The sequence below is a fragment of the Akkermansiaceae bacterium genome, assembly GCA_024233115.1.
GTDB lineage: Bacteria > Verrucomicrobiota > Verrucomicrobiia > Verrucomicrobiales > Akkermansiaceae > Oceaniferula.
Window position 1 is genome coordinate 76,772 of record JACKQB010000007.1, and the last position, 24,580, is coordinate 101,351.

Below are 24,580 nucleotides of genomic sequence, written 5' to 3' on the forward strand. Positions count from 1 at the left end.
GAGTCCTGACGCACTACTATCTAAAAAGCCCAAACTTCTCCTTCCCGGCCATTTCCAAGGTAAGGCTTTCATCATGCACCGTGACGGATGTTCCCACGGTCACTTTTTTGTAAATCAACGGCTGTGCCTTGTGATAGACGCGGATACAGCCAAAACTGCACCGCGTCCGTTTGGGAAACTTCCCCACGTGCATCCCCACCCCATGCCAGGTCAGCCTCATCCAGTAGGGCATTTCAATCCCCTCATAAACCGTGCCCTCAGGTGGAGGCCCCTCGTGCAACCAGGTCTTGGGCACAACAACTTTTCCTGAACCCTCCTTCACATATTTTCCATATTTGTTAGAACGCTTGTCCTTGAGCATCTCCAGCACCTTATGCTCACCCGGCGGCGTCTCGTGGCCCGGCACGCCGGTGGATACGTCGGTCTTCAGTACCACCCTGCCCTGCTTGTCCAGCAGCCAGGCTTTTTGGTCGTGGATCGATACCACCACCCGCGTTTCCGAGGCATCAGCCTGTCGGTACCGCTGTTTATTGACCTGCCAACTTGGATCCGACTTAGGAAACAGCTGGCAAGATGTCATTATACTTGCTAGAAACATCAACACTATGATCCTCGTATATATCCTGAGCGACATGGGCTGACTTTAAGTTTTAAGATTCAAACGCCAAACTCCAAATTCAAAAAAACAGCCCGCAATCCGCTACCACGCACCCCACTATGAAAACCGCCATCATCGCCATCCTCTGCCTCACAAGCGCGGCTGGAAGCATCTACTGGTTCGGGTTTCACCGCCAAGCTCCCATGACCCCCTCCGATCACATAAGCACTTTGAGCGAAGCCGATTACGCACGTGGAGAGCTACGGGAAAAAGACGCCGTCACCCGGATGACACCACGTATGAGCCGTGAACTCAACGAGATAGGGCTGTCGCTTGGCTCCCCCGTGTACATCCGGGTCTTCAAGGAATCACGGGAGCTTGAGATCTGGTGCCTTCACCAGGCATCCGGGCGATACCGGCATTTTAAAACCTGGCGCATCGCCGCCATGTCCGGCCTACTCGGCCCCAAGCTGGCCGAAGGTGATTTCCAAGCACCCGAGGGATTTTACCACGCAAAAAAATCGCAGCTGAGACCGGACAGCAACTATCACCTCGCCATCAACGTCGGCTACCCGAACCGCTACGATCTGGCGCACAAGCGCACCGGCGACTTCATCATGATCCACGGCAACCGCCTATCAGCCGGATGCCTTGCCATGACCGATCCCTCGATGGAGGAAATCTATACCCTCTGTCACTCGGCTTTAGCGAACGGCCAGCCGTTTTTCCGTATCCACATCTTCCCCTTCCGCATGACGGATGAGCGGCTCGCCGGGGAAACCCAGCACCGCTGGTACGATTTCTGGATGAATCTGAAGGAAGGGTATGATTGGTTTGAGGAAAAGGAAACCCCGCCGGATGTTTCCGTTAAGAACAAGAGGTATGTGTTCCAGTAGGTTCGATCTGGAGTGCGGACGGCTTGCCTCCGCTTTCTCCTAAGTTGGCTTGCCAACTTTACTTTCAGCTCAAGCTGCACTTCCTCTTAATTCCGTGCACAAGATATAGCCCAGTACGCTGAATCCCCGCCACATGGAGCAAGCTCCAGCCACCACAAAGCGGAGGCAAGCCGTCCGCACTCCACATTGAAGGGAGCAGAGGGAATGGGATTCGAACCCATGGTGGGGTATTAGCCCACACTCGATTTCGAATCGAGCGCCTTAAACCAACTCAGCCATCCCTCCTTCGCGGGGTGCACACAAAAGTCATCGACCGCGTGCGGCAGAAAACTATTCCATGGTTCCTGTCTGGCAAGCAAGTTTTTTGCTTTCCGGCCCAATCGACCCAAATCCATCAACAAAAAACGAGACCCCAGTCACCCGGAGCCTCGTTGTTGTGAATGTTATTTTTCCAATTACTTGCGCCGACGCAGGATGAGCGCCAGTCCACCAAGGCCGAGAAGGGCGGTGGTGGTGGGCTCGGGGACGACAGACATTGCAAAAGACGATGATCCTGTATAATTATCATTACTAAGCAAATTGGTGGCATCAACTGTTTTTGCGCCACCAACGGTTCCGAACAATAGGCTACCATCATTGACGATCATTTGGTTGTCATCCACACCTGGTGCTGATCCATCAGCATCAATTACATCATCGTGTCTATAGAGAATAAATTGGTTTGATGATGCAATATCGGCCCCATTTCCCATCAGAGAATATAGAGTTTTGTTATTCTGGGCATCTAAAGTACCTTTGCCATAATCGAACGATTTCAGATACATACCTTCGTCCTCAAAACTACCAGACACAATAGATTGAAAGCCCGCCAGCGTACTTGTCATTCCGGCAGCAGTAGCACCAGCAGTCACAACAGAATCAGCAACATTAAAGTATCCTAGCGCAACAAAACCGGTACCTACTGCGATTGCATTGCCTGCGTTGTCAGTGATAACAATATCACCACCAACACCGTCAATGATGTTGGTTCCTGTGACAACACCTGCATTAGCACTTAACGTTGCACAAGAAGCAGAGACCAAAATCGCGGTTTTAATTTTATTCATAATATTTAGATATGTCGTTACATTTACAAATTCGAGTAGCCCGAAGGGGTAGTAAGGGTGGCATTTTTACTAGCACCTTTTCTCTGAATAAAAATTCCATGGGGTAAAACTACGTCTCCTACAACGTCCGCATTGGTCGTTGCATTTCGCCATACATTGCTTGTATGATAAAAATAGCGATCATATTCACCTGAACCATTTGGAACCCACACGATATCAGCTAGGGTTGAGATAACACCAGCTTGTAGAGACGCATTGAGACCCGAATTTTGAAGAGTTGCGCCAACTGGGGCAACAATACTAACAGGGTTAAAGCCTGTGGACAAAGCCACTACCGTATTATTGGCTTTAACACTCCCTGTGAGAACCAAATTCACTTCGGCTCCTTTGCGCTGAATAAAGAGGGCATCGGTGTATACCAGAGGCACATTAGGTGCTACAGCATTCGTCGCAGCATTTTTCCACTGGTTTGTGTTAGACAGGAAATACCGATCATATCCTCCCGACAAATTAGGAATCCACAAGATGTCGGCCAGTGTAGAAATAACACCTTTCTGCAACACTGAATTGGTTGTTCCGAAAACCTCCTCCAAAGTGGGGGCTTTTCTAAGTTGATACTTCGCACCATTATTAGCTCCACTAGTGGTCTCACCAGCCAATCCATCTGACCCGAGGTCATCAGGCGTTGTCAAAGTCGTTGCCGTCCAGGACGTAATCTCTTGAATGGTTCCTACCAACGAAGGATCAGCCGTATTCTCAGTGATCTCCAGGATATATGTATTACCGGTGGTCAACACACTAGTAAAATCGACATTCGTATCGGTAAGAGTAGTACCTGAGACTGTTTCAAACGCACCGGAAATAGCAATAGGTGAGTGCAATGTCAGTCCAATTAGATTAAACTTCCCCGCTTTCAGAGTATGAGTAACAAACCCCGAAGGCTTGGTGTAAGCAGTCGTCTGGGCAATGGCTCCAGCTGAGCCTAGCAGCAAAGCTGCCAAAGTTGTGATCGTGGTGTATTTCATGGTATTGGTTGGTTGGTGTTTCTTGGTTTTGTTTATGATCGCTATATTGGTTATAGCTTCACTATGACTCAGACGCATCTCCTGACCAGTTTTGCATCTTTTTCAACAAAAAATCTGCCCAACCAGTCCCGAGAGCGACTCTCCACGCTGCCGATTGGTGGAATTATGTATTTTGCCCATCCTGATGTCAACTGGTAAAACGTGGAAATGTTGGAAATTTTTCATGACTTAAAATGCCTGGCATTCCTTCCTTAATCCTTGGTTACCGCCACCCTGACAAAGAGCTTCGGGGTGGTAGCAGGGTCGTAGGGTTCATCTATGGTGACGCGCTCATAGTCGTCGTTAATGCTTGTGACCACGGGAGTTCCTGTCATTGGGCTGAAACCATTCATCGATGTTGATTGTTGCGGGGTGTAGGTCAGTCCGCTATCCTTCCGCCGCACATACTCGACCCGCCAGACGGGTTGACCTCCTGAATTGTTGGTAGAGTATGAAGTAGGGAGTCCTGATGTCCCGCCAATTTCCATGGTTGCAGCATCAGGCCCTGCGAGGTTCATGTTGAAAGCAAATTTCAGCAGATTGGGAACACCGTCATTAAAGGGCGTCGCGTCTGGCTCGGCATCGTCTCCGGTGAGATTTGCATCGGCCATTGCTTTATCAAAACCAATATTGGCGTCAAATCCATGTAATGTTAGAACTAAGCCATTCCAATTGTCCCCTGCCTCCCCGTAGGAGGATAGATAATCCGGAGAAACCATTGCTTTAGATCCTAATCGGACGCCTTCAAACGCATCGTATTCCACTGATAATGGAGCAGCACCATCAAATATAATTTCAGTAAGGATCTCACAACCCCTAAAAGCAGAGTAACCAATCGAACTCACGCCGTTTGGTATAGTTATTTTTTCTAAGGCCTTACAGCGCATAAAAGCTCGATTATTGATGGTAGCAAGAGATGCAGGAAGGGTTATCTCTTTAAGCGACGAACAATCCATGAAGGCTCCCGTCTCAATAGACGTGACTGACCCAGGCAACATCACATTTGTAAGCTGCATGCATTTTAAAAACGCATATTTTCTGATCGTGGTGACTTGACTAGGGACAATATAAACCGCAGCATTCTTACCTTCAGGGTATCGAACCAGTGTTGACAGACCTTTTGAAAACAAAACTCCATCCTGCGCCTGATAATCAAGGTTATCGGCGTGAGTTCCAAATGCAGAGAGGCGTTCGCAATACGAAAATGCCACCGGATCAATTGCAGAAACATATTTAGGTATATGAATTTCCGAGATATAGTCACACTTATAGAAAGCCAAGTCCTTGATAGCCACCACTTTTTCACCATCTATCTGGAGAGGTATTTCTACATTCCCGTTCACCTCACTGGAGCAACCTGTAATTTCGATTCCATCGTCTGTAGAAACCCATTCGAGATCGTGCTGCTCAAAATGACGGTAGTTGATAAACAACCCATTCCATTTACCATTTTCAATATCGAAAGTCTGCTCATGTTGACGCCAACAATACACAGCAGCAAACGAATCAATATTAGCAAAGTTACCCCAATCTACTATCGCTGGAGAAGCACTCCCAAAATAAAATTTTGTTAAATGAGGGGAATCACGAAATGCAGCTACTCCAACTGAAACCCCACCCCCGTCAATATACACCGTTGTTAGAACTTCACATGAAACAAATGAGGCTCTTCTTATATTATTTACACTTTCAGGGATGTCTGCAACTTTAAGGTATTTACAGTCCGTGCACGCTTCTTCACCTATAGTTTTTACACCCGATGGGATTGCGTAGACCTCCGCTGTGCGACCAGCAGGGTAACGAACGAGCTCCTGCATATTTTTTGTGTAAAGTACCCCGTCGGCGGACACATAGCTAGGATTCTCAAGATCCACATTGATCTCGCTCAATTTAATACAATAACCAAACGCAGAACCTGGAACCGACGTAATGTTCCTCGGAATATCTACCGACGTGAGCCCCCCACATGAAATGAAAGCATTCGCTCCGATTGCCTCGATAGGAATACCATTGATGACACTAGGAATTACTAGACTCCCTTCCACATCAGAAGAGCAGTTCACAATCGTCCCCACTCCATCTTCAACTTCAACAGTAAAAACTCCATCTTGAATTGGCAGGTTGACAATTCTTACCTCCCTTGACGCAACCTTCCCGTCATACTCCACTGTGATAGTAACAAATTCGTCGGCTTCAACTTGATTTGTATTCAACCTCTTCTCAGCCGACAACTGAGCGTGTTCCCCCTCCAAAGTCCACCTAGCAAGAGCCGTAACATCAGAATAATCACCGAATCCGTATTTCAATCGACATGTATAATCTCCTGAAAAACCTTCATTCACACTGAATGGTCCTACTAGCTCTAGAGAACTCGGAACATCCTTGATAACCACATCTCTGCTCGCTGTCTTACCCAAGTAGGAAGCGCTCACCGTGACTGTCTGATCAGCTGAGACTAGACTTGCCTCGAGACTTGCCCCAATCATAACCGCTGAACCTCCTGTCACAGTCCACTCTACATCTTCTGTCACATCCACGGAACTACCACCACTGAATACTGCCGTGCAACTATATTCAGGTTCTGCTATACTTCCTTCGTCGACCGTTATCGGTCCATTCAGATATATGTAGAGTAATTCAGGAACATTTTTGATTTCAACGGTGTGAGTGTCTGATTCGCCGTCATAGGAAGCCGTAATTGTGACCGTCTGTGTACTATCGACTGCACCAGCCGTGACTGTCGATCCTGTAATAGATGCATACCCACTATTCTCACTCCAGCTTGCACTTTCCGTAATATCTTCTGACTGACCATCACTATAGAATACGGTGCAGATGTATGCAGCGGTGTCATTTTCATTGATCGAATCTGAACCAGAGATAGAAATTTTATCAATAGGCCGATTCTTTATCGTCACAGAAAAATTGTCAGACTCCCCGCCGTAACTTACGTTGAGATCCAGAAATTTATCAGATGAAATCAAAGACGTGTTAAGACTCGATCCCGTCATGGTTGCATATACACTATTCACACTCCACGTGGCACTTGAAGTCACGTCAACCGTGCTGTCATCACTGTAAGTTGCGATGCATGTGTAAAGTGAAGTACTTCCTTCATTTACAGAAGTTGAGCCATGTATCGCAATACTAGACAAAATCTTAGGCTCTGTCACAGTTATAGCCTTAGTGAACTCATTATCATTCTCATTAGTTTCAGGTATAACACTAGTGGAATCCGTCTTTATTTTCAGAATATGCTCACCCGCCGAAAAGCTCCCCAGAGAATAGTCATATCTAAAGGTCCAGAATCTTGAACTCAGTCCGGTAGTCTCCCATGTATGAACTAACACATCATCGACATATAAATCTGTGTAAAAGGTAGTCGGTATATTAACTGAACTATTATTATAAATCGCCCAATCAAGGTAAACCGTGTCCTGTGTCGTAAAATTCTGCGTGTTCTCACTAGTTCCCTCAGACTTCGAAACGATAAAATGGCCATTCGTCCAGTATTTAGTATAGTCCAGATTGGGGAACGAATGGGTCACCGTTAACTTGGCGGCACCTGCCTTGAACAACACCATGTTGTTATCCTCGCGGGTTTCGCTCACTGACTCACCAGAGTCGATTATCCAGCCTACATAGTAGTCCCCAGCATTCAATGACGAGGGAACCTTCGCGTTGATCAGGTTTATCTTGTCATTACCCCCGCCAGAGATACTTGACATGCTTACTGTGCCCAGCAGCACATCCGTTGAGTTGATTGCTGAATCCGAGGACAAGTATACGTTCACTTTGAAGTCTCCACTCGCAATGTTACCCTCGTTAACTACGATCCCTTGCACCCTCACTGTGCCTCCAGCATAGACACTCGTGGAACTTAGTATGTGGTGATTGGTTCCATCGTCTTTCAGATCCACGATTGCCCCTGGAGGGACATCGCTAATTGTCACAACGTGATCGTCACTTTTTCCTTCATAGTTTGCGGTAACAGTCACGGCCTGATCCGACGCCACCTGACTCGCGGTCAGTGTATTGCCCGACATTCCGGCGTAGATGCTGTCCTCACTCCACGTTGCAACCGATGAAACATCAGTCTCCAACCCATTATTGTAGGTGGCAATGCAAGTATAAGTAGCCGTTCCTCCTTCATTCATGTAGCCAGGGCCTGAGACCGTCAAAGAGTTGATTACTGGAGTCTGCCAATACCCAGAATTGGAATCGCCGGGTCCGAGGCCAACCACAAAAACCCAGTAATAGTATGTGGTGTCCCCAAGAGCGGTCTCATCTACAAATTCAAGGGACTTGGTTGTGGTAAGCACTCTCCTACCATTACTATTGAGGTTATTCTCTGTGTGTCGATGGACTTCATACTCCACATTTTCGCCTCCTGATGGCCAGGCAACCTTGATCTGACCGTCATAGTCTCCATCAGATGCCTGGGGAGTAACCTTTCGAGTTATTCCTCTCTGAATAACCTCATGCGTATTGCCGCTAATTGAAACGATCCCTCTCCGCGTGTGAACAGAAGGATTCGGCTGAACGGTAATTGCAACCGAACCATTGCCCGATCCGCTGGTGGGCGACACGCCAAGCCAATCCTTGGTCTCGCTGGCAGTCCACGATGTATTGGAGCTTACAGAAAAAGAATAAGCCCCACCCGAGGCTGCAACCGTATTTTCGAAGTAGTTGATCGATGTTTGAGGTTGCATCCGTGAGCCCGAGGCGACTTGAGAAAACCCTAATGTTTGGCTTGGATTGTCTGGATTCCAATCAACGCTGACCCCGGACTGCAAGTTATTGCTTGCAATTAGCCCCATGTTGGAGGTTGGGGTAACAACTGCAAGGTGCGCCACTTCGGACTCAGGAAAATTGAGGAGGAGGGGAAATGTATTAACTGCGGGCAAATTAATTGCTGTAATTCGGAAAAAAATATCCCGGTGGTTTCCTGTTGCGTCATGAGCGGAGAGATCGATCAGATTGTCTTCACTGTTTACATATTCATCCGAATCCGAATTAAGATTATACGGTTCCAGCAGACCGGTCGAAAAAGACGCGATCGGCTTATCGACAGTAAATGGAATATAATCGGAGAGTTCCCTCTCAAAAAACTCGATTCGGTATCCGGCTTGCCAACTACCAGTGTTCGTCGCCTTAACGTGAACCAAATCTTTTTCGCCTTTTTGGGTGGATTGTGGTATTGAGATTTCGAATTTTGCCGCATACCGAGGCCCCTGAGGGACGACAAAGTTGTAGTTCCCAGACCAAAAGTGGCGAGGCCCACCCCTTCCCTTGTAAAAATAGGTAGATCCCCACGAAGTCTGAGTGTCGATATGGGATCCACTGAAAGCCCCGGTAACGCTCTCCTTAAAAACCCATAGCTTCAATTGTTCACTCGTCTCCCCTTTCCATAGTTCTATCCCAACACTATTTTGCCACACCGCTTTCTCCGACGACAATGCGTTACCTGAAAAGAGAACGAGCAGAAAAAGGCTGAAGTATATCGACGGCTTCCAGCCAAAGGCTTCTGAGCGGCACAGTTTCCTGAGCGCCTGCTGGCACAGTTTCCCTTTTAGGCGCGATACCTGGAGCCGTTGACACGGAGGTCGAAATCGAGACGAAAGGATACTGCTGGGAAAGGGTGTGGGGGGCATAGCTATAATAGTAGTTCTACTAGGTCATTATCATAAGTTCTTAACTCTTCTCCAGACAGTGAAAACTGCCGATATTAGACAACACTTACATCGTTAGCTGAATCAAAAATCTCACAACAAGATCAAATTTTGGTGTGATAATTTCCTAATAGCCGATGGTGACAACGTGAATTACCATTAACAGACTCATGTAATCTCTCAAATAATGAGAGCTTAAAATACCCGCAACTCATTGATGTGCAACAATCATACTCAACACAACCCAGTTCTAGCTCATTCACCCATCCAAAATAAAGTGCCTTTTATCAGTTTTTACCAATCAACGTGCCAGACTCCGCACATCCTCTTTCCCCGGAATCCTCAGCTTCGCCGGCACAACATTCCCATCCCCCGTCTTTGTTTCCAGTATTTTTCCTCTGAAACCGATCACCTCACAGTAGTTGATGCGCATATCCGGCAGGTGGCGGTCGTCGCTGAAGTCGGCCCAGATGACGAGTTCGTTTTTGCCGTCATGGTTGGTGTCTTCGCAGTGGACGGAGCGGATTCTGGCGTGTTGGGGGTCGAGGATGCGATACCAGAGGGTCATGCTGTCTTTGCCTTTCAGCTCCCCTTGGCCTGGTGGGGCGGCGTGGTGGCCTGGGATGCGTGGGTTGAGTAGGCCGGTGACGGTTCGCCATTTTAAGTCTTTTGCTGGGAGTTTGATTGGGTAATCCCTAGGAGGGATGCTGAGGCGGTTGTTCAGGCCGACAAAGGACAGCATGGGCAGTGAGTTGGCGGTTTCACGGAAAAAGTGGATGTGCTCGGGATGAATGTGGCCGGGGTGCCAGTAACAGGCGGTGAGTTTCCCTCTGGTGCTTAAAAATTGCAGGGCGGTGGGGTACCAGTTTTCCACGTTGCGGGCGACCACGACCAGCTCCTTTCCTTTTTTACCATCCAAGTCGGCTGCTTTGAAACCAAAACAAGCCATCTGATCGGCTCCGAAACCTGGGTAGTTCTGGAACTCCAGGGTGGTGTCGTGTTGCCAGCGTAGTGTTCCATTGGCGTTGTAAACCAGCAGTCGGCCAGTCTCCTTGCTGCCGGTATCGCGGATGGCACAAACCACTTCCGGTGAGCCGTCTTCGTCGAGATCGATCACATCGGCTTGCACAATGGTTCCTGTCAGCTGTTTTTTCCACAGCAGCCGGCCATTTTTCTCAGCAAATACGGAGAGCAGCCCCTCTTCAATCCCGGCGTAGGCAGGTGGCGGCACGAGCTCTTGCCCAGATTCCGGTTTTCTTGAAGTTAGAAATAACCACACGCCGATCGCGAGTAAAATGAGCGTCAGCGGCAGCGGCCACAGCCTGTATCTGCCGGCAGCTGGGAGAGCCTTGCCCCCTGACATGCGCTTGAGGAAAGCCAATAACTCAGTGGCATCGACCAACCGAGCTTCTGGTTGCGGGTCGCAGCAACGATCCAGCAAATCAACCACCTCCGCAAAGCGAGGGTCTTGATAGATCGCTTCCGGCAATTGAGGATATTGATCGGCTGGATGCATACCCGAGACCATCTGGTAGAACACCTTACCCAGCGAATAAACATCCGAGGCAGTGCTCGAATGACCTTCGGGAGGGCTGAACCCCCGGCTGACAGCAGGTAGCTCCTCCGTGTCAAAACTGGTCAGCCCTGGGTCTGCTACTACGGGACGACCGTCGATGATCAAGATATTCGAGGAACTGATGTCACGGTGCACAAGCCCAGCTTCGTGCATGGCAGCCACCCCGGAACTAATGCCCTTAAGAAAATCAAGCGCTTGCGCGACTGGCATCGCCCCTTCGCGATGAATCATGTCGTCCAGAGTCAGCGGCTCAAAGGTCTGGATATCCATTTCCCTACAAGGGCGACAGGTGGCTGCATTATCAGCCAAGGGCATGACGTAATAAAACATATCCCCACCATCACCGCGTCCGACCGTATAAATATGGATCAAGCTGTGATGGTTCAGAGCTACATCCTCAAATTTCTTGACTCCTTCAAACTCAAGCTGGAATAGATGTTCCACATCGGCGTCCGCCCCCTCATTCTGCTCAAACTGTTCACGCCTGACGACTTTAACCGCCCGTAATTTACCCGTCACCGTACGTGCCAACCAAACTTCACCAAAACCACCTTCTCCAATGGCTCGGATCAAATCGTGATTAGTAATTCTCATATACCGCATAACAATCAACGCATGACGGCTTGCCTTTCTCACATAATTCTGCCTAACTGATAGAGCAATGCATGAATCCCCCCCTGAAAACATGGCTGAATTTTCAGAAGCACCACCATCGCCTTCGCCCAAGGGGAAAAGGAGGGCAACACGAAAGACGCTGATCCAGCGGGTGCAGCAAGAGGGGGACAAGGCGAGCTGGGACGATTTTTACCATTCGTACAAAGGTTTCATCATCGCCATCAGTATGAAGGCAGGCCTCAATGCACATGATGCGGAGGATCTGATGAGCCGGGTCTTTGAGGAGGTGCACCGGAAGTTTTGTGTAGACCCCGATCTCAGTTTCGACCAACAGTCATTCGGTGGCTGGCTGGGCAACCTGGTCAAATGGCGTATCAAGGACTTCTACCGTAAAAAACAGAACACGGCCGAAGCCATGAATGACGATATTCTTGAACTGCTCGGATCAGAAAAGCCCTTTGATAAAATCTGGAAAGCGGAGTGGAAGAAAAAACTCGTGGAAATGGCACTCACCAGAGTCAATGAATCCCCGAGAAACTTGCTTGTTTTTGTTGACCTCGCCATCAAGGAGGTGGCGGTGTCCACGGTATGCAAGAGATACGACATCTCGCGTAGCAATGTGGACACCATCAAATCACGCGTTTTAAAAAAACTGGAGCCTGTTATTCTCAAGCTCAACAAAGGGGTGCTGTAGAACCAGGTAGGAGCCTGGTATTACCCATCCATGACCGGCACGCCGCGTCTATGATTTGAGATCATTTTGAGCGCAGAATCAACGCGATATGCAAACCTGCTTCACCGGGGCTACAAAGTTGAGACGGAAAGGCTCGGGATGTTTGTGCCTGGCTTGCGCGGCCGGGTTGATGCGGGATGCAATCCCGCGCTCCATGGGCTCAATCCCAGTGGGTCATTGCCTTGAGACCACTGAGTCGACTCTCGATCTCCGCGTCGGTGACGGTTTCCAGTCTGCGGGTGGAAAAATCCTCGCAGGTGAAGCTGGCCAGGATGGATCCGCGCAAAATTGCGTTACGGATTTGCTCAAAGGAAAACCCGGTGCCTCCTTGTGATGCGAGGTATCCCGCCATGGCGCCTAGAAAAGTATCGCCGGCACCTGTCGGATCGACGATTTCGCGCAGCGGCCAGGCATGGAAGCGGAAGATTGCATGATCGGGGCCAAAGAGGATGGCCCCAAACTCACCGAGCTTGATGACGACGTATTGCGGCCCCTTTTCCAATAGCTTCTCCCCCGCCAGGATCAGGTTGCTCACCCCGGCGTATTCACGCGCCTCGCCCTCGTTGATCACCAGCAGGTCGATGCGCTGCATCACCTCGTCGAGTCGGTCCCGGGCGATCTCGATCCAGAGGTCCATGGTGTCGGCGACGACAAACTTTTCTGCCGCAGTGCATTGGTCGAGCATCTGGATCTGGTTGTCGGGCGACATGTTGGCAGGCACGACGATACGGCTACCGGCCATCTCCCCGGGAATCCGGACCTCCCAGTTTTCCAGCACATTCAGCCCGACCCGGTGCGTGGTCCGGTCGTTCATGTTCTCATGGTATTCCCCCGTCCAGGTAAACGACTCACCTTCGGACCTGGCGACGCCTGCCAGCGACACCCCGTGCCCCTCCAGCATTTTCAAGTGCTCTTCAGGATAATCATGGCCAACCACGCCCACCAGATAGGCGGGTTTGCAGAAGTAGCTGGCGGCCAGCGACGCGTAGGCAGCCGAGCCGCCTAACAAATTTTCAGCTTCAGCTGTGGGAGTGGATACGTTGTCGATGGCGATGGTTCCGCCGATGATGATAGACATGGTTGTGAATGGATAATTGGATGATTGAAAAATGGATGATTGCGTGGGTTGATCACGCTTTGAGCCGGGTGACCACTTCGCGTGTCGCGGCGGAGATATCGTCGGCCTGGAGCAGCGCGGAGACAATGACCACGCGACGGGCACCTGAGGCAAGAACCAATTCAAGATTATCGGGTTTGATGCCACCGATACAAAACACGGGGACACGTGAACCCACTTCGTTTTCCACTGCGGAAACATTCTCCAGTCCGATTCCCGGCCGGCCTTTTTTGGTAGGCGTGGGAAACAACGGCCCGAAGCCGATGTAGTCGAACCCTTCCTCCAGCGCCGCCTTCGCCTGCTCCGGGGAATGGGTCGACCTGCCGACGATCATTGTTTCCCCGACCACCCGCCTGACCTCCGCAAGCGAGCCATCGTCCTGGCCAATATGGACACCATCGGCACCCACGGCCATGGCCACCTCCGGAAAATCATTGATGACCAATGGCACCGCATAAGCCCGGCATAACCCGACCAAACCCGTGGCAGGCCCCTCAAGCAAGCGCATCACGCCAGCCGCATCGTATCCTTTGGCACGGAGTTGCAGCACGCCCACCCCACCCTGGAGCAGCTGTTCCGCGACCTGCTCCATCCCCTCCACCGCCACATAACCCATGTCCAGGATTCCATAGAGCAGGGCATTATCGATCGATTTTCCAGGTCTTGGTTGTTGGTCAGTCGCTTGCACGCCATTGGCACTAAATGATAAATGACAAATGATAAATGCTAAATTCAATTGCCATCCCGTCTTTCCTCGGCTATCACGCGCCCGCACAGCCGACGAGTGCTCATTCTCGTGCATCCATTTTTATCCATTTTTTCCATTTCCTATCTCTTTCCACCAGTATCCACCATCCACCGCCATGGCTGAATCACCATCATCAACCAAGTCTCCCGCACCGATTGCAGAAATCGATCACGGCCCCAGCAAACTCGACCAGTTTCTCGAGGATCACTCTAAAAAACTCGTCATCGCCGCGATCCTCATTGCCCTTGGGGTCGTTGCCTACGTCGTTTACGACGGCCTCGCCGAAGCCAAGGCCCAGGAAGCTGGCTCGGCCCTCCTTGAGGCTCAGAAAGTCGCTGATTACCAGGACGTTATCAAAAAATGGCCCGACAGCAACGCCGCTGCCAGCGCCCTCCCACTCATGGCGGAACTCCAGTGGACCGATTCCCAACCCGACTCGATTGCAACGCTTGAGGAATTCATCAGTAAACACCCTGGGCATCCGTCCATCGCAACGGCCAAAGTCAGCCTCGGACTCCGACTGCTCGAACAGGGAAAAACCGACGAGGCGTCGGAAATCCTCAGCGAGATTGCTGACAGTGACAAGGCCACCTACATCGCCCCCCTCGCCTGTATCGCCCTGGGTGACATCGCCAAGGCCGCCAACAAGCCGGATGATGCCAAGCAATGGTATGAAAAAGCCCAGACGGACCCCTCCGAGCAAGGCAATGCCTTTAAGGACATCGCGGCGGCCCGCCTCATTCTGGTCAATGCCAAACCACCGGTAAAAATCAAACCGGCACTCCCGGAGCCACCCAAGCCAGACAGCCCGGCAACCCCGACTGTACCCGCTCCTCTTCTCGAGCAGCCGGATACTCCGGAGACCGCCCCCGAAACCGCCCCGGAGACAACTCCCCAGACAACTCCAGAAACCGATCCCCCCAGCCCGACTCCGCCCGCTTCCGCTCCGGCAGCTCCAGCGCCACCTGCCCCCCCGGTTGAAAACGAGCCGGCGAAACCCGCTCCGACGCCCGCCCCATAAAAAAGTTTTTTAAATTTCCCCTTGATATCTAGGGGGTTTTACGACTTATTCACATAACAACCACATCCATTCCACCGTGTTTCAAAAAGTAATAGGACAAAAACCAGAATCCGGCACATCTTCCGCCGGACCCGCCAAGAACGACACCCCAGCAAGTGCTCCGGCATCGAGCGCCAGCAGCGCTTCGCCTGCCCGCCCGAGTGCATCAAGTCCCAGTGGACGCAATGTGCTCAGCTCTGATGTGGAAATCAAAGGTAGTATCAAATTTTCCAATGATCTTGTGGTAGACGGCAAGATTGAAGGCCAGATTGAGTCCGATGGCTCACTCACTGTCGGCGAAAACGCCCGTATCAAGGCCGAGATCAAAACCCGCTCCGTCATCATCTACGGTAAAGTCCACGGCAACATTGAAGTCACCGACAAGGTAGAACTCAAAGCGAACGCCGAACTGGTAGGCGACATCAAAGCCGCGTCCCTCTCGATCGAGCCTGGTGCCGTCTTTGTCGGTAAGTCCACCGTTGGCACCCCCTCTTTGAAACCACAGCAAACCCCGGGAGGCAACCAAGGACCATCCAACCAGCCCAACCAACCGAATAAGGGAAACCCACAAAGTGGCGGACAGCAGGGCGGCTCCAAGTTAGCAAACGCCTCCTAACGGCATCTCAGGGACTTGATTCCCCCTAGATAACAATTCCTAACACCCGCCGCAGGTATCCACCCGCAGGCGGGTTTTTTTTCTTCCCTGTCCCCTGTCCCCTGGTCCTCATTCGCATCCTGCAAGATACCGGCACCCGAACAACCATCCACCCCGGCAACACCACCCACACGCCCCCCAATCCATGCCTCTTTTTTTCAACAGAAAACGGTCCACTTCAGACGATAAAACCAGCGTCAGAAAAAACACCATCAGTCTGACTTGCCCGGAGTGCGGTTTCGAGCAATTCGAATCCAAAATGGCGGTGTCCACCTATTGCCGTGGTTGTGGTGGACATTATAAAATCATCGAAGGGAAAGCCATCAAAACCAAAAAAAACCCCAGCAATCCTTATGCATCACTGAAAGACAGTAGTTCAAAGCCCCGGGTGCGCGATACCGACGACACCACCAGTACGGGTGACACAAAAACCACCGGCCAGCCCGGCCCCCAATCGGAGACACAGCCACACAAGCCTGTCAGCCCCCCGATCAAGCCCGGCACGCCACCCGGCTCCAACCCAGGCACCCACCCCAGGCCCGTCCCTCCCACCTCGGAACTCGTTCGCAAAGCAGCCGCCGGCACAGGCTTCTTTCAAACCAAGGTTCCAGCACGCAACGTCAAGTGTTTCGATTGCGGTAAAGAACACCGGGCACCTGGTGAGGCCAGCTCGACACTTTGCCCTGCTTGCGGTGCCTATATTGCCCTGAAAGACTACGAGATACACGACAACTGGAATCGGCGTATCCAGACCCGCGGCAATGTTACCATCCACAAGAAAGCCACCGTCACCGGCATCACCATCCGCTGCCATCACCTGCTGGTGAATGGTGCCCTAACAGGTGGAGTCGATTGCTCCGGCGACTTCACCCTCCGAAGCCATGGAAAAATCATGGGGAAAGTCCACTGCAAACGACTCATCATCGAAAAGCGCGCCAAGGTGGAGTTCTCCAACCCGGTCGTCTGTGAAGATGCGATCATCGACGGCAACGTCGTGGGTCATTTTACCTGCACCGGCAAGCTCCACTTGAAAAAGAAGGCTACCCTCACCGGCGATATCAAGGTGGCCACCATGGCCGTCGAAGAAGGTGCACGCCACCACGGAAGAATGTCCATAGGGCAGTGAGCATTCCTTGATAGAAAACCGGAAGCGACCAAGCTTACCATCTTCCATCTTGCAGTCTGCCGTCTTGTGTCTAAATTACTCCCATGCCAAGTAATTCCCTTGACCTCCGTAATGAAATCCTGCGGCTGAAAAAAGAACGCAACGCCGTCATTCTAGCCCATAATTACCAAACCGGTGATATCCAGGACATTGCCGACTACGTGGGCGACTCACTCGGGCTCGCCTACCGTGCCCAGGAAACGGATGCCGATGTCATCGCCTTCTGTGGTGTCCATTTCATGGCCGAAACCGCCAAGATCGTCAACCCTAACAAAACCGTCGTCCTCCCCGACAAGGACGCCGGTTGTTCTCTGGAGGAATCCTGCCCCGCCGATGATTTGGAAAAATACCTCAACGATAACGCTGAGAAAAATTACTACGTCATTGCCTACATCAACTGCTCCGCCGGAGTCAAGGCTCTCTGTGATGTGATCTGCACCTCCGGCAACGCCGTAAAAATCGTCAACCAAGCCCCCAAGGATCGCCCCATCCTCTTTGTCCCCGACGCCAATCTCGGTGCCTGGGTCATGGAACAGACAGGTCGGAAAATGGATCTCTGGCAGGGCTCGTGCTACGTCCACGTCGAGTTCACCCGCGACTCGATCAATAAAATCAAAGCCGAATACCCGGACGCCCTCGTCGTCGCCCACCCCGAATGCACCACAGCTGTTAGAATGCTGGCCGACGAGGTGTGCTCGACCGAGAAAATGGTTGGCTACTGCAAAAATGCACCCGTCAAGAACATCATCGTGGTAACGGAGAGCGGTATGCTCCACAGACTGCAAAAAGAAGCTCCGGACAAGAACCTCATCGCCGGCCCCACCGATCGCTGCGCATGCAATGACTGCAAGTTCATGAAGATGAACACCCTCCAGAAACTCCACGATTGCCTGGATAAGCTCGAGCCTCAAGTTGTGCTACCCGAGAACGTCCGCAAGCGTGCCGAAGCCCCATTGCTGCGCATGCTCGAGCAGAGCAAGTAACCACGCCTCCCCATCTGCGCGAGCGGATACCGAGGATCTGTGCTCATCCGTTTCTTCTGTGTTAAAAAACAAATCTTCAACACCGCCCCGCCATCTCCAAGCCGAATACACCTAACAGCAACATCATGAAAACCATCAAAGCCATTATCATGACCTCCACCTTGGCCATTCTAACACCATCCGTCCAAGCGGAGAGTCTTCCCATCATTCCCAAGCCACTCAAGGCAACCCAGCTGGAAGGTCATTACGCGATCAATGCCCAGACTGCAATCCGCTACCAGGCCAGCCTTCGGAAAGAAGCCGGGCTGCTCGCCGCGGGTATTGAAAAAGCCACCGGCATAGCACCCAAACTCTACGACGCCCGGCTTCGTATCGCACTGCCATCGCCGATCTTGCTCAGTATCGACGGCGATGACGCTCTCCGGGAGGCCTACGACATGGAGGTAGGTCCGAAAGGCATCACCATCAGGGGCACCGACTCCGCTGGCGTTTTCTATGGCTGCCAATCCCTGCTCCAACTAATCCCGCTGGAAGGTGAAAAAAATGTTCCCGCCTGTAAGATTTCCGACCAGCCGCGCTTTGGCTGGCGTGGTATGCACCTCGACGTGGGCCGACACATGTTTGCCCCCAAGGACATCAAGAAATTCATCGACTGGCTTGCAGTCCACAAGATGAACACCTTCCATTGGCACCTGACTGAAGACCAGGGCTGGCGCATTGAGATTAAGAAATACCCGAAACTTACCAGCATCGGTGGATTCCGCGCATCCTCGCCACCCTACGGAAACCGTGGTGGCTCGGACGGTACACGCTATGGTGGTTTTTACACACAGGAACAGATCAAGGACATCGTCGCCTATGCCCGGGAGCGCCACATCACCATCGTTCCGGAAATCGATATGCCCGGTCACATGGCGGCGGCCATCACCGCCTACCCGTGGCTCGGAAACGATGATATCCCTAACTACAAACCACAGGTCTACGGTCGCTGGGGAGTTCACCCCTATGTGCTTGCGCCCAAAGAAGAAACCTTCAAGTGGATCGACGATGTGCTCACTGAGCTCTGTGAGCTTTTCCCCTCCACCTACATCCACATCGGTGGTGACGAGGCCCCCAAGGGACAGTGGAAACAATCCAAATTCGCCCAGTCGGTGATGCAACGTGAAGGCTGTAAAAACGAACACGATCTCCAGTCCTACTTCATTGGCAGGGTCGATCAAATGCTTACCAAGCGCGGACGCAAACTGATCGGCTGGGACGAGATCCGCGAGGGTGGACTCTCACCCAACGCCACGATGATGCTGTGGCGCGGCTGGGATCACGCGATTGCATCTGTCAATGAAGGTCATGATGTGGTGATGGCGCCAGGCTCGCACACCTACTTCGACCACTATCAGTATGACCCGGCCGCGATCCTGAGTCAGGGACCCGAGTATGAGGCTATCGGAGGACACCGCACCATTGAAAGCGTTTACTCCTTCAACCCGGTGCCCAAGGAATTCCAAGGTACGCCCAAGGCCAGGCATATCCTCGGTTGCCAGGCCCAGCTCTGGACCGAATACATGAAAACCTGGGACAAGGTGGAGTATCGCGCCTTCCCCCGGATCGCAGCCCTTGCAGAGGTCGCGTGGACCGCACAGGACAAGCGTGAATTCAAGGACTTCATGACCCGACTCAAACCGATGCTCGCCCGCTACAAGGCGGCTGGCATCAATACATTCGATCCGTTTAACCCACCGGCCATCAAGGCCAAAAATGGCATGAAGGCAGACACCAATCTGCCAACCCACGGAGGCAATGACCCGGTTTTTGCGATCGACGGCAACTTGAAAACGCGCTTCTGGTCGTCCAGAGCCGTTGAAGAAGGCGACCACTTCACCGTTACATTGCCGAAAGCTAGTGCCAAGCCACATACCGTGAGTGTCTTCACCGGTGACCAGGACGGCGGCAAGGACATGCTCGAAAACGGGGTGCTCGAAGCCCTTACCGACGGAGGCGACTGGAAAAGCATTGGCACGTTTTCCAAAGGTGGCGCAAGCGGCACGGCTCCCAGCGGCACAACCCAGGTCCGGCTCAAGGCGACCAAGGGGCAAGGCACCTGGCTGATCATCCGTGAAATCGACATCAAGTAACGTGGCCGTGCTGCCTCCCCTGCGCGGTCTCCACACCCGCCCGGCTCCCCGATTGAATTTGAAGACACCACTTTCACCACATCGTAAGGGCCAGGCTGGCTGCCACATTTGATTCACTCCCCATGGCAGGCCATCCCACATTTCCAAGAAAACGTGTTATCCGGTACAGTCTGGCCGTCATTCCCATGGTATTGACCGGGATGAGCGCCACGATTATCTATCAAGGTCACAAGCTGGCCAAACCCGACAGGCGTGCATTACAAGCCTATCACCAGGAATGGCTCCAGAAACCCGGGGAGCATGGAATATCCGTCACCCATTGCACCTTGATCGACGGCAAAGTCCCCTGCCTGCTGGTCACCCCTGATAGTGGGGTGCCCCTGGGCAGACGTGGCAAGTTGTTGCGCCGGCAAGTCCGTGAGCTCGGTCGTCCGCTGCAAGCCCATGGACACATTTCAGGGAACATCGTCCTGCTACATGGTCGTAATGGCAGGAAAGAAGATCTTCTCCCGGTTGCCGAACGATTCTGCGCCGTCGGCCTGCGCTGCATCATCCCCGATCTTCCGGCCCATGGTGAAAATCCGATACCCACCGTTCAATTTGGCCTAAGTGACTGGGAAAGGGAACTACCCTACAACGTCCTCACCACCCCCATGCCACTCTACGCCGCCATGGCCGGTTGGATTCTGAAACACATGCCTTTGCCTCCGAATCAGTAGGGCAGAGGTAATTCTTGCGCAGGAAGATACCCACCTATAAAACGCCCCTGGTGAGTTTTTTACATTCAAAATTCACTATTCAAAATTCACCATTCCTCCCCCATGCCCACCGTTCATCTCGACCTCGCCGACCGATCCTACGATATCCTTGTCGATGACGGATTACTCGACCGCGCCGGTGAACTCATCAGCGGTGTTGGTTTGTCAGGAAAAGCCGCCATCATCACCGATAGCCATGTGGCCCCTCACTACGCCGAACGTTTGCTTGCCCAGATTCCAAACGCCAGCCTGCACACCGTGCCCGCGGGGGAAGCGAGTAAGTCGATGTTGCAAACGGCGGAGCTCTGCGGCGAAATGAATCGCGCAGGACACGACCGGGCCTCATTTGCCATCGCCCTCGGAGGCGGTGTCGTCGGTGACCTCGCCGGTTTTGTCGCCTCCATTTTCTATCGGGGAATTCCCTTCGTTCAGATCCCCACCACCATTGTCGCCCAGGTCGATAGCTCGGCAGGAGGAAAAACCGGGGTGAATGCATCCGAAGGAAAAAACCTGATCGGCTGCTTCCACCAGCCACGGCTGGTCATCGTCGATCCCCTCACCCTCAAAACCCTGCCGGGTCGTGAATACCGGGAAGGCTATGCCGAGGCCATCAAACACGCCGCCATCCGTGATGCCGCCATGGTCGATGACCTTGCTGCTCTCAACCCTGCGGACCAACATCCGTCGGCTGCCCTGTTAGCCCGCAACCTGGCCATCAAAGCCCGCATTGTGGAGGAGGATGAACGTGAAACCTCGGGGACGCGCGCGCTGCTCAACTTTGGTCATACCATTGGCCACGGCATCGAGGCGTCGCTCCCCTACGGCACCATGCTACACGGCGAAGCCATCTCGCTCGGAATCAAAGCGGCACTTTTCCTCTCGGAAAAAATCAACCATTTCCCAGCCGGGGACAGCCAGCGCATCTTGAGGTTACTCGAGAATTTCCAACTCCCCCTGACCCTGCCTGAGGGCATTGCAACGGCAACCATCATGGATAAGCTTGGTCGTGATAAAAAGTTCACCGGCGGCAGCATCAAGTTTGTGCTGCTCACCGCATTAGGTGCGGCGGAGGTTTCCACCAAGGTCAAGCTGGAGGATATACACGAGGCCGTGGAGTTCTTGCGCGGGTAGTGCGACTGTGCAGGTCGCGCTACGCAAACTGCTTGAGAAAACGGATGTCGTTTTCAATGAGCAGGCGGATGTCCTTGATGCCCCACTTGATCATGGCAAGGCGGTCGATGCCCATACCGAAGGCAAAGCCGGTTACCTTCTCCGGGTTGAAGACATCATCGCCACGGGTCTCGCAGAGTGATTCGAAAACAGCGGGGTCGACCATGCCGCAGCCTGCGATCTCAATCCATTTCGGCTCCTGACCCTTGGCGTGCAGCTTGATATCGATTTCAAAACTTGGCTCGGTGAAGGGGAAGAAGTGCGGCCGGAAACGCACCTCGGTATCGTCGCCAAACATACTGCGGAGGAAAAACTCGAGTGTGCCCTTGAGATCGCCAAGACTCACGTCGGTATCGACGTAGAGGCCCTCTAACTGATTGAACACCGAGAGGTGGGTGGCATCGATTTCGTCCCGGCGGTAGGCCGAGCCGGGGGCAATGATACGCACGGGTGGTGTCGCTTTTTCCATGGTCCGGATCTGCACGCTGGAGGTGTGCGTGCGCAGCAGCTTGCCACTATCGAAATAGAAGGTGTCCTTCTCATTGCGTGCCGGGTGGTCTTCGGGTGTGTTCAGCGCATCGAAGCAGTGGAACTCGTCCTCGATTTCCGGCCCCTCGGCAAGGGCGAAGCCCATGCGGCGCAGCACCTGGATGGACCGGTCCCGGACCTGGGTCAGGGGGTGAATGGCACCGGTGGGCAGTGGCCGGGACGGCAGAGTCAGGTCGATACCTTGCACGGACTTTTTATCGGCTTCGTCAGCCAAGGACGCCTGTTTGCCCTCGATGGCGGATGTGATCGCCTGACGTGCGGCATTCAGCAGCTGGCCCATTTTGGGTTTATCGGCAGGAGACAGGTCCTTCATACCGGCCGAGGCGAGCGTGAGGCGTCCTTTTTTTCCGAGAAAGGCCACGCGGGCATCGTCGAGGGACCTTTCATCACCTGCCGCTGCAATAGCGGTCAAGGCATCAGTCTGGATGGCTTCAATTTCCTGATTCATAGGCGGGGTTTTGTGTAGGCGAATATGGGCGTATGTAAATAGGTAAATGCGTTCACCGTCCCCGGGATACCTACTTAGCCACCACCTTCTTGCGCAACACCATGGGGTTTTTCCAATCAAAGGGCACGCCAAACCCACCTGCGGCCAGTTTTTCCACCCACTCGCCCTGGGGGTCATCGATCACGGCGCCGGCATTCTGTTTTTCCACCTCGTTCCCCTGCGCATCCTTTTTGGTATCAGGGTCATTCCTGCCTTTGATCTTGCCGTCGGCAATCAGTTTTCTAAAGGCATCATTATCGGGTGACCAAATCAGGAATTCGTTGTTTCCTCCCCCCAGGAGGTACCACCGCCGTTCACCTTTCTCATCGGGTTCGTAGTTGAGAAACACGTAATCATTTGATGACCTGATAGAGATTTTCGCAGCCTCACCCTGCTCTTCACCCTCTTTTTTTGCCGGTGTGAACAGAATCTCCCCCTTGGTCGCGTTCGTAACCTCGATCCGGCCTATCACCTCACCGTCCTTATTGATCCACTCGCCACTGATATCCTGTGCGCCCACGGCGGTTAGGTCAACGGGTTCAGCTCCAACAAGCTGCTTCGACCGGATGTTGGAGCAACTGGTGGTGATGGCGACAAGGACGGGGAGCAGGAGAATCAGTGTTTTCATGATACTTCAATCTACCCCCTCTGACGGCATGGTCAAGCCATGGCGGAGCGAATCACCCCATGAGATCCGCTGGGGTCACCACGTAGTGGGCACCACAGCGCGGGCAGTTGACCTTGATCGAGCCCTCACCCTGGAACAGCTCGTCGGGTTTGTTTTTCCAGGAGCTGAGCGTGGGTAGAATGCGCTCTTTGCTACAGCCGCAGTTGAAGTGAAACTTACGTGTCTCCAGCAGCTTCGTTTGTTCGGTTTCGGTGATGGCCGCTACTTTTCCAGCGTCCAGCGCATCAAACCATTCCTCATCGAAATCAGGCTGGGCCGCGACGAGGGCGTATTGTTCATCGTCGAGACGAAAACACTTCGCAGGGCGCTGCTCGCTCTGCCGGTAGTAGTGTTCGATCCATTCGATCGGGTCGTTGCTATCCAGATCGACCGTTGTTGTCCGGGGTTCCTGACCGGATACGCTGGTCTGACTGTAGAGCAGATTTCGGTCGGGCTCGCGGATATCCTTGGTAAAGAGGCGACCGGTGATGTTTTCGAAGGTGCTGCTGCCGGTAACAAAGTAATTCACCCTCGGGGCGCGGAGGTTCGCCGTCCAGGCGATGGTCTCCGCCCACGGACGGGCCGTCAGGTGCAGTGTCATCACCGCAAGCATATCCTTGAGCGTGGCATCCATCGCATTTTCATATCGAAGCTGATGCTCCATCAGGTGGATGTAGTAGCCCGTGAAGACAGGCGTGAACTGGCCACGCACCAGCAGGCAGTTGCGGTGGCGGACAAAAACCGACTCTACCTTGGTGAAGTCTTCGACGGGTTGCATGGGTTCAGGCATGGGGGGAAAAGGATTCAGTTTGAAGTATTCAGGATTCAG

The 24,580-nt window shown here is 52.6% G+C and carries 19 protein-coding genes and 1 tRNA gene; 9 read left to right on the plus strand and 11 right to left on the minus strand.

Features of this window, described 5'->3' with window-relative positions; translation table 11 throughout:
• Positions 1 to 16 precede the first annotated feature (16 nt).
• On the minus strand, positions 17 to 580 hold the full coding sequence (locus H7A51_17970) for a L,D-transpeptidase (GenBank protein MCP5538105.1): 564 nt from the start codon (positions 578 to 580) through the stop codon (positions 17 to 19).
• 221 nt (positions 581 to 801) lie between these two features.
• Here H7A51_17970 and H7A51_17975 point away from each other — a divergent pair, with 221 nt between their 5' ends.
• On the plus strand, positions 802 to 1,494 hold the full coding sequence (locus H7A51_17975; protein ID MCP5538106.1) for a murein L,D-transpeptidase: 693 nt from the start codon (positions 802 to 804) through the stop codon (positions 1,492 to 1,494).
• A gap of 196 nt (positions 1,495 to 1,690) precedes the next feature.
• On the opposite strand, the gene H7A51_17980 is transcribed toward H7A51_17975, so the two are convergent.
• The 5 genes from H7A51_17980 to H7A51_18000 form a co-directional block, all read right to left on the minus strand.
• Positions 1,691 to 1,779, minus strand: a tRNA-Ser gene (locus H7A51_17980).
• Between the two features lie 170 nt (positions 1,780 to 1,949).
• Entirely contained in the window at positions 1,950 to 2,600 is a 651-nt protein-coding gene (locus H7A51_17985; protein ID MCP5538107.1) for a PEP-CTERM sorting domain-containing protein, read from the minus strand.
• A 23-nt stretch (positions 2,601 to 2,623) separates the two neighbouring features.
• Entirely contained in the window at positions 2,624 to 3,625 is a 1,002-nt protein-coding gene (locus H7A51_17990; protein MCP5538108.1) for a hypothetical protein, read from the minus strand.
• Positions 3,626 to 3,876: 251 nt separating this feature from the next.
• Positions 3,877 to 9,318: a leucine-rich repeat protein gene (locus H7A51_17995; GenBank protein ID MCP5538109.1), complete on the minus strand. Its 5,442-nt coding sequence runs from the start codon at positions 9,316 to 9,318 to the stop codon at positions 3,877 to 3,879.
• A gap of 319 nt (positions 9,319 to 9,637) precedes the next feature.
• On the minus strand, positions 9,638 to 11,506 hold the full coding sequence (locus tag H7A51_18000; GenBank protein ID MCP5538110.1) for a protein kinase: 1,869 nt from the start codon (positions 11,504 to 11,506) through the stop codon (positions 9,638 to 9,640).
• A gap of 67 nt (positions 11,507 to 11,573) precedes the next feature.
• Here H7A51_18000 and H7A51_18005 point away from each other — a divergent pair, with 67 nt between their 5' ends.
• Complete coding sequence (locus H7A51_18005) at positions 11,574 to 12,221, plus strand: sigma-70 family RNA polymerase sigma factor (protein ID MCP5538111.1); 648 nt, start codon at positions 11,574 to 11,576, stop codon at positions 12,219 to 12,221.
• A 199-nt stretch (positions 12,222 to 12,420) separates the two neighbouring features.
• Here the strand turns inward: H7A51_18005 and H7A51_18010 are convergent, their stop codons facing one another.
• A complete protein-coding gene (locus tag H7A51_18010) occupies positions 12,421 to 13,338 on the minus strand; it encodes a carbohydrate kinase (GenBank protein ID MCP5538112.1) in 918 nt (305 codons plus the stop codon).
• Between the two features lie 52 nt (positions 13,339 to 13,390).
• Complete coding sequence (thiE, locus tag H7A51_18015) at positions 13,391 to 14,179, minus strand: thiamine phosphate synthase (protein MCP5538113.1); 789 nt, start codon at positions 14,177 to 14,179, stop codon at positions 13,391 to 13,393.
• A 61-nt stretch (positions 14,180 to 14,240) separates the two neighbouring features.
• Here thiE and H7A51_18020 point away from each other — a divergent pair, with 61 nt between their 5' ends.
• The 7 genes from H7A51_18020 to aroB all read left to right on the plus strand — a co-directional run bounded on the left by H7A51_18020 (position 14,241) and on the right by aroB (position 22,009).
• The gene (locus H7A51_18020; GenBank protein ID MCP5538114.1) at positions 14,241 to 15,146 is read left to right on the plus strand and encodes a tetratricopeptide repeat protein; all 906 of its coding nucleotides are present in this window, start codon (positions 14,241 to 14,243) and stop codon (positions 15,144 to 15,146) included.
• A gap of 226 nt (positions 15,147 to 15,372) precedes the next feature.
• A complete protein-coding gene (locus H7A51_18025; GenBank protein ID MCP5538115.1) occupies positions 15,373 to 15,801 on the plus strand; it encodes a polymer-forming cytoskeletal protein in 429 nt (142 codons plus the stop codon).
• 184 nt (positions 15,802 to 15,985) lie between these two features.
• Positions 15,986 to 16,966, plus strand: coding sequence for a polymer-forming cytoskeletal protein (locus H7A51_18030; protein ID MCP5538116.1), 981 nt, complete (start codon positions 15,986 to 15,988; stop codon positions 16,964 to 16,966).
• 83 nt (positions 16,967 to 17,049) lie between these two features.
• The gene (nadA, locus tag H7A51_18035; protein ID MCP5538117.1) at positions 17,050 to 17,988 is read left to right on the plus strand and encodes a quinolinate synthase NadA; all 939 of its coding nucleotides are present in this window, start codon (positions 17,050 to 17,052) and stop codon (positions 17,986 to 17,988) included.
• Positions 17,989 to 18,113: 125 nt separating this feature from the next.
• On the plus strand, positions 18,114 to 20,120 hold the full coding sequence (locus H7A51_18040) for a family 20 glycosylhydrolase (protein ID MCP5538118.1): 2,007 nt from the start codon (positions 18,114 to 18,116) through the stop codon (positions 20,118 to 20,120).
• Positions 20,121 to 20,242: 122 nt separating this feature from the next.
• A complete protein-coding gene (locus tag H7A51_18045) occupies positions 20,243 to 20,839 on the plus strand; it encodes a hypothetical protein (GenBank protein MCP5538119.1) in 597 nt (198 codons plus the stop codon).
• 102 nt (positions 20,840 to 20,941) lie between these two features.
• Positions 20,942 to 22,009, plus strand: a complete 1,068-nt coding sequence (gene aroB / locus H7A51_18050) for a 3-dehydroquinate synthase (protein ID MCP5538120.1) — start codon at positions 20,942 to 20,944, stop codon at positions 22,007 to 22,009.
• A gap of 19 nt (positions 22,010 to 22,028) precedes the next feature.
• Here aroB and pheS read toward each other — a convergent pair whose 3' ends face one another.
• The 3 genes from pheS to H7A51_18065 form a co-directional block, all read right to left on the minus strand.
• Complete coding sequence (gene pheS / locus H7A51_18055; protein ID MCP5538121.1) at positions 22,029 to 23,045, minus strand: phenylalanine--tRNA ligase subunit alpha; 1,017 nt, start codon at positions 23,043 to 23,045, stop codon at positions 22,029 to 22,031.
• A 70-nt stretch (positions 23,046 to 23,115) separates the two neighbouring features.
• Complete coding sequence (locus H7A51_18060) at positions 23,116 to 23,712, minus strand: hypothetical protein (protein MCP5538122.1); 597 nt, start codon at positions 23,710 to 23,712, stop codon at positions 23,116 to 23,118.
• Between the two features lie 52 nt (positions 23,713 to 23,764).
• Positions 23,765 to 24,541 carry an Hsp33 family molecular chaperone HslO gene (locus tag H7A51_18065; protein MCP5538123.1) on the minus strand — a complete coding sequence of 259 codons (777 nt, stop codon included), beginning with the start codon at positions 24,539 to 24,541 and terminating at the stop codon, positions 23,765 to 23,767.
• Between the last annotated feature and the right edge of the window lie 39 nt (positions 24,542 to 24,580).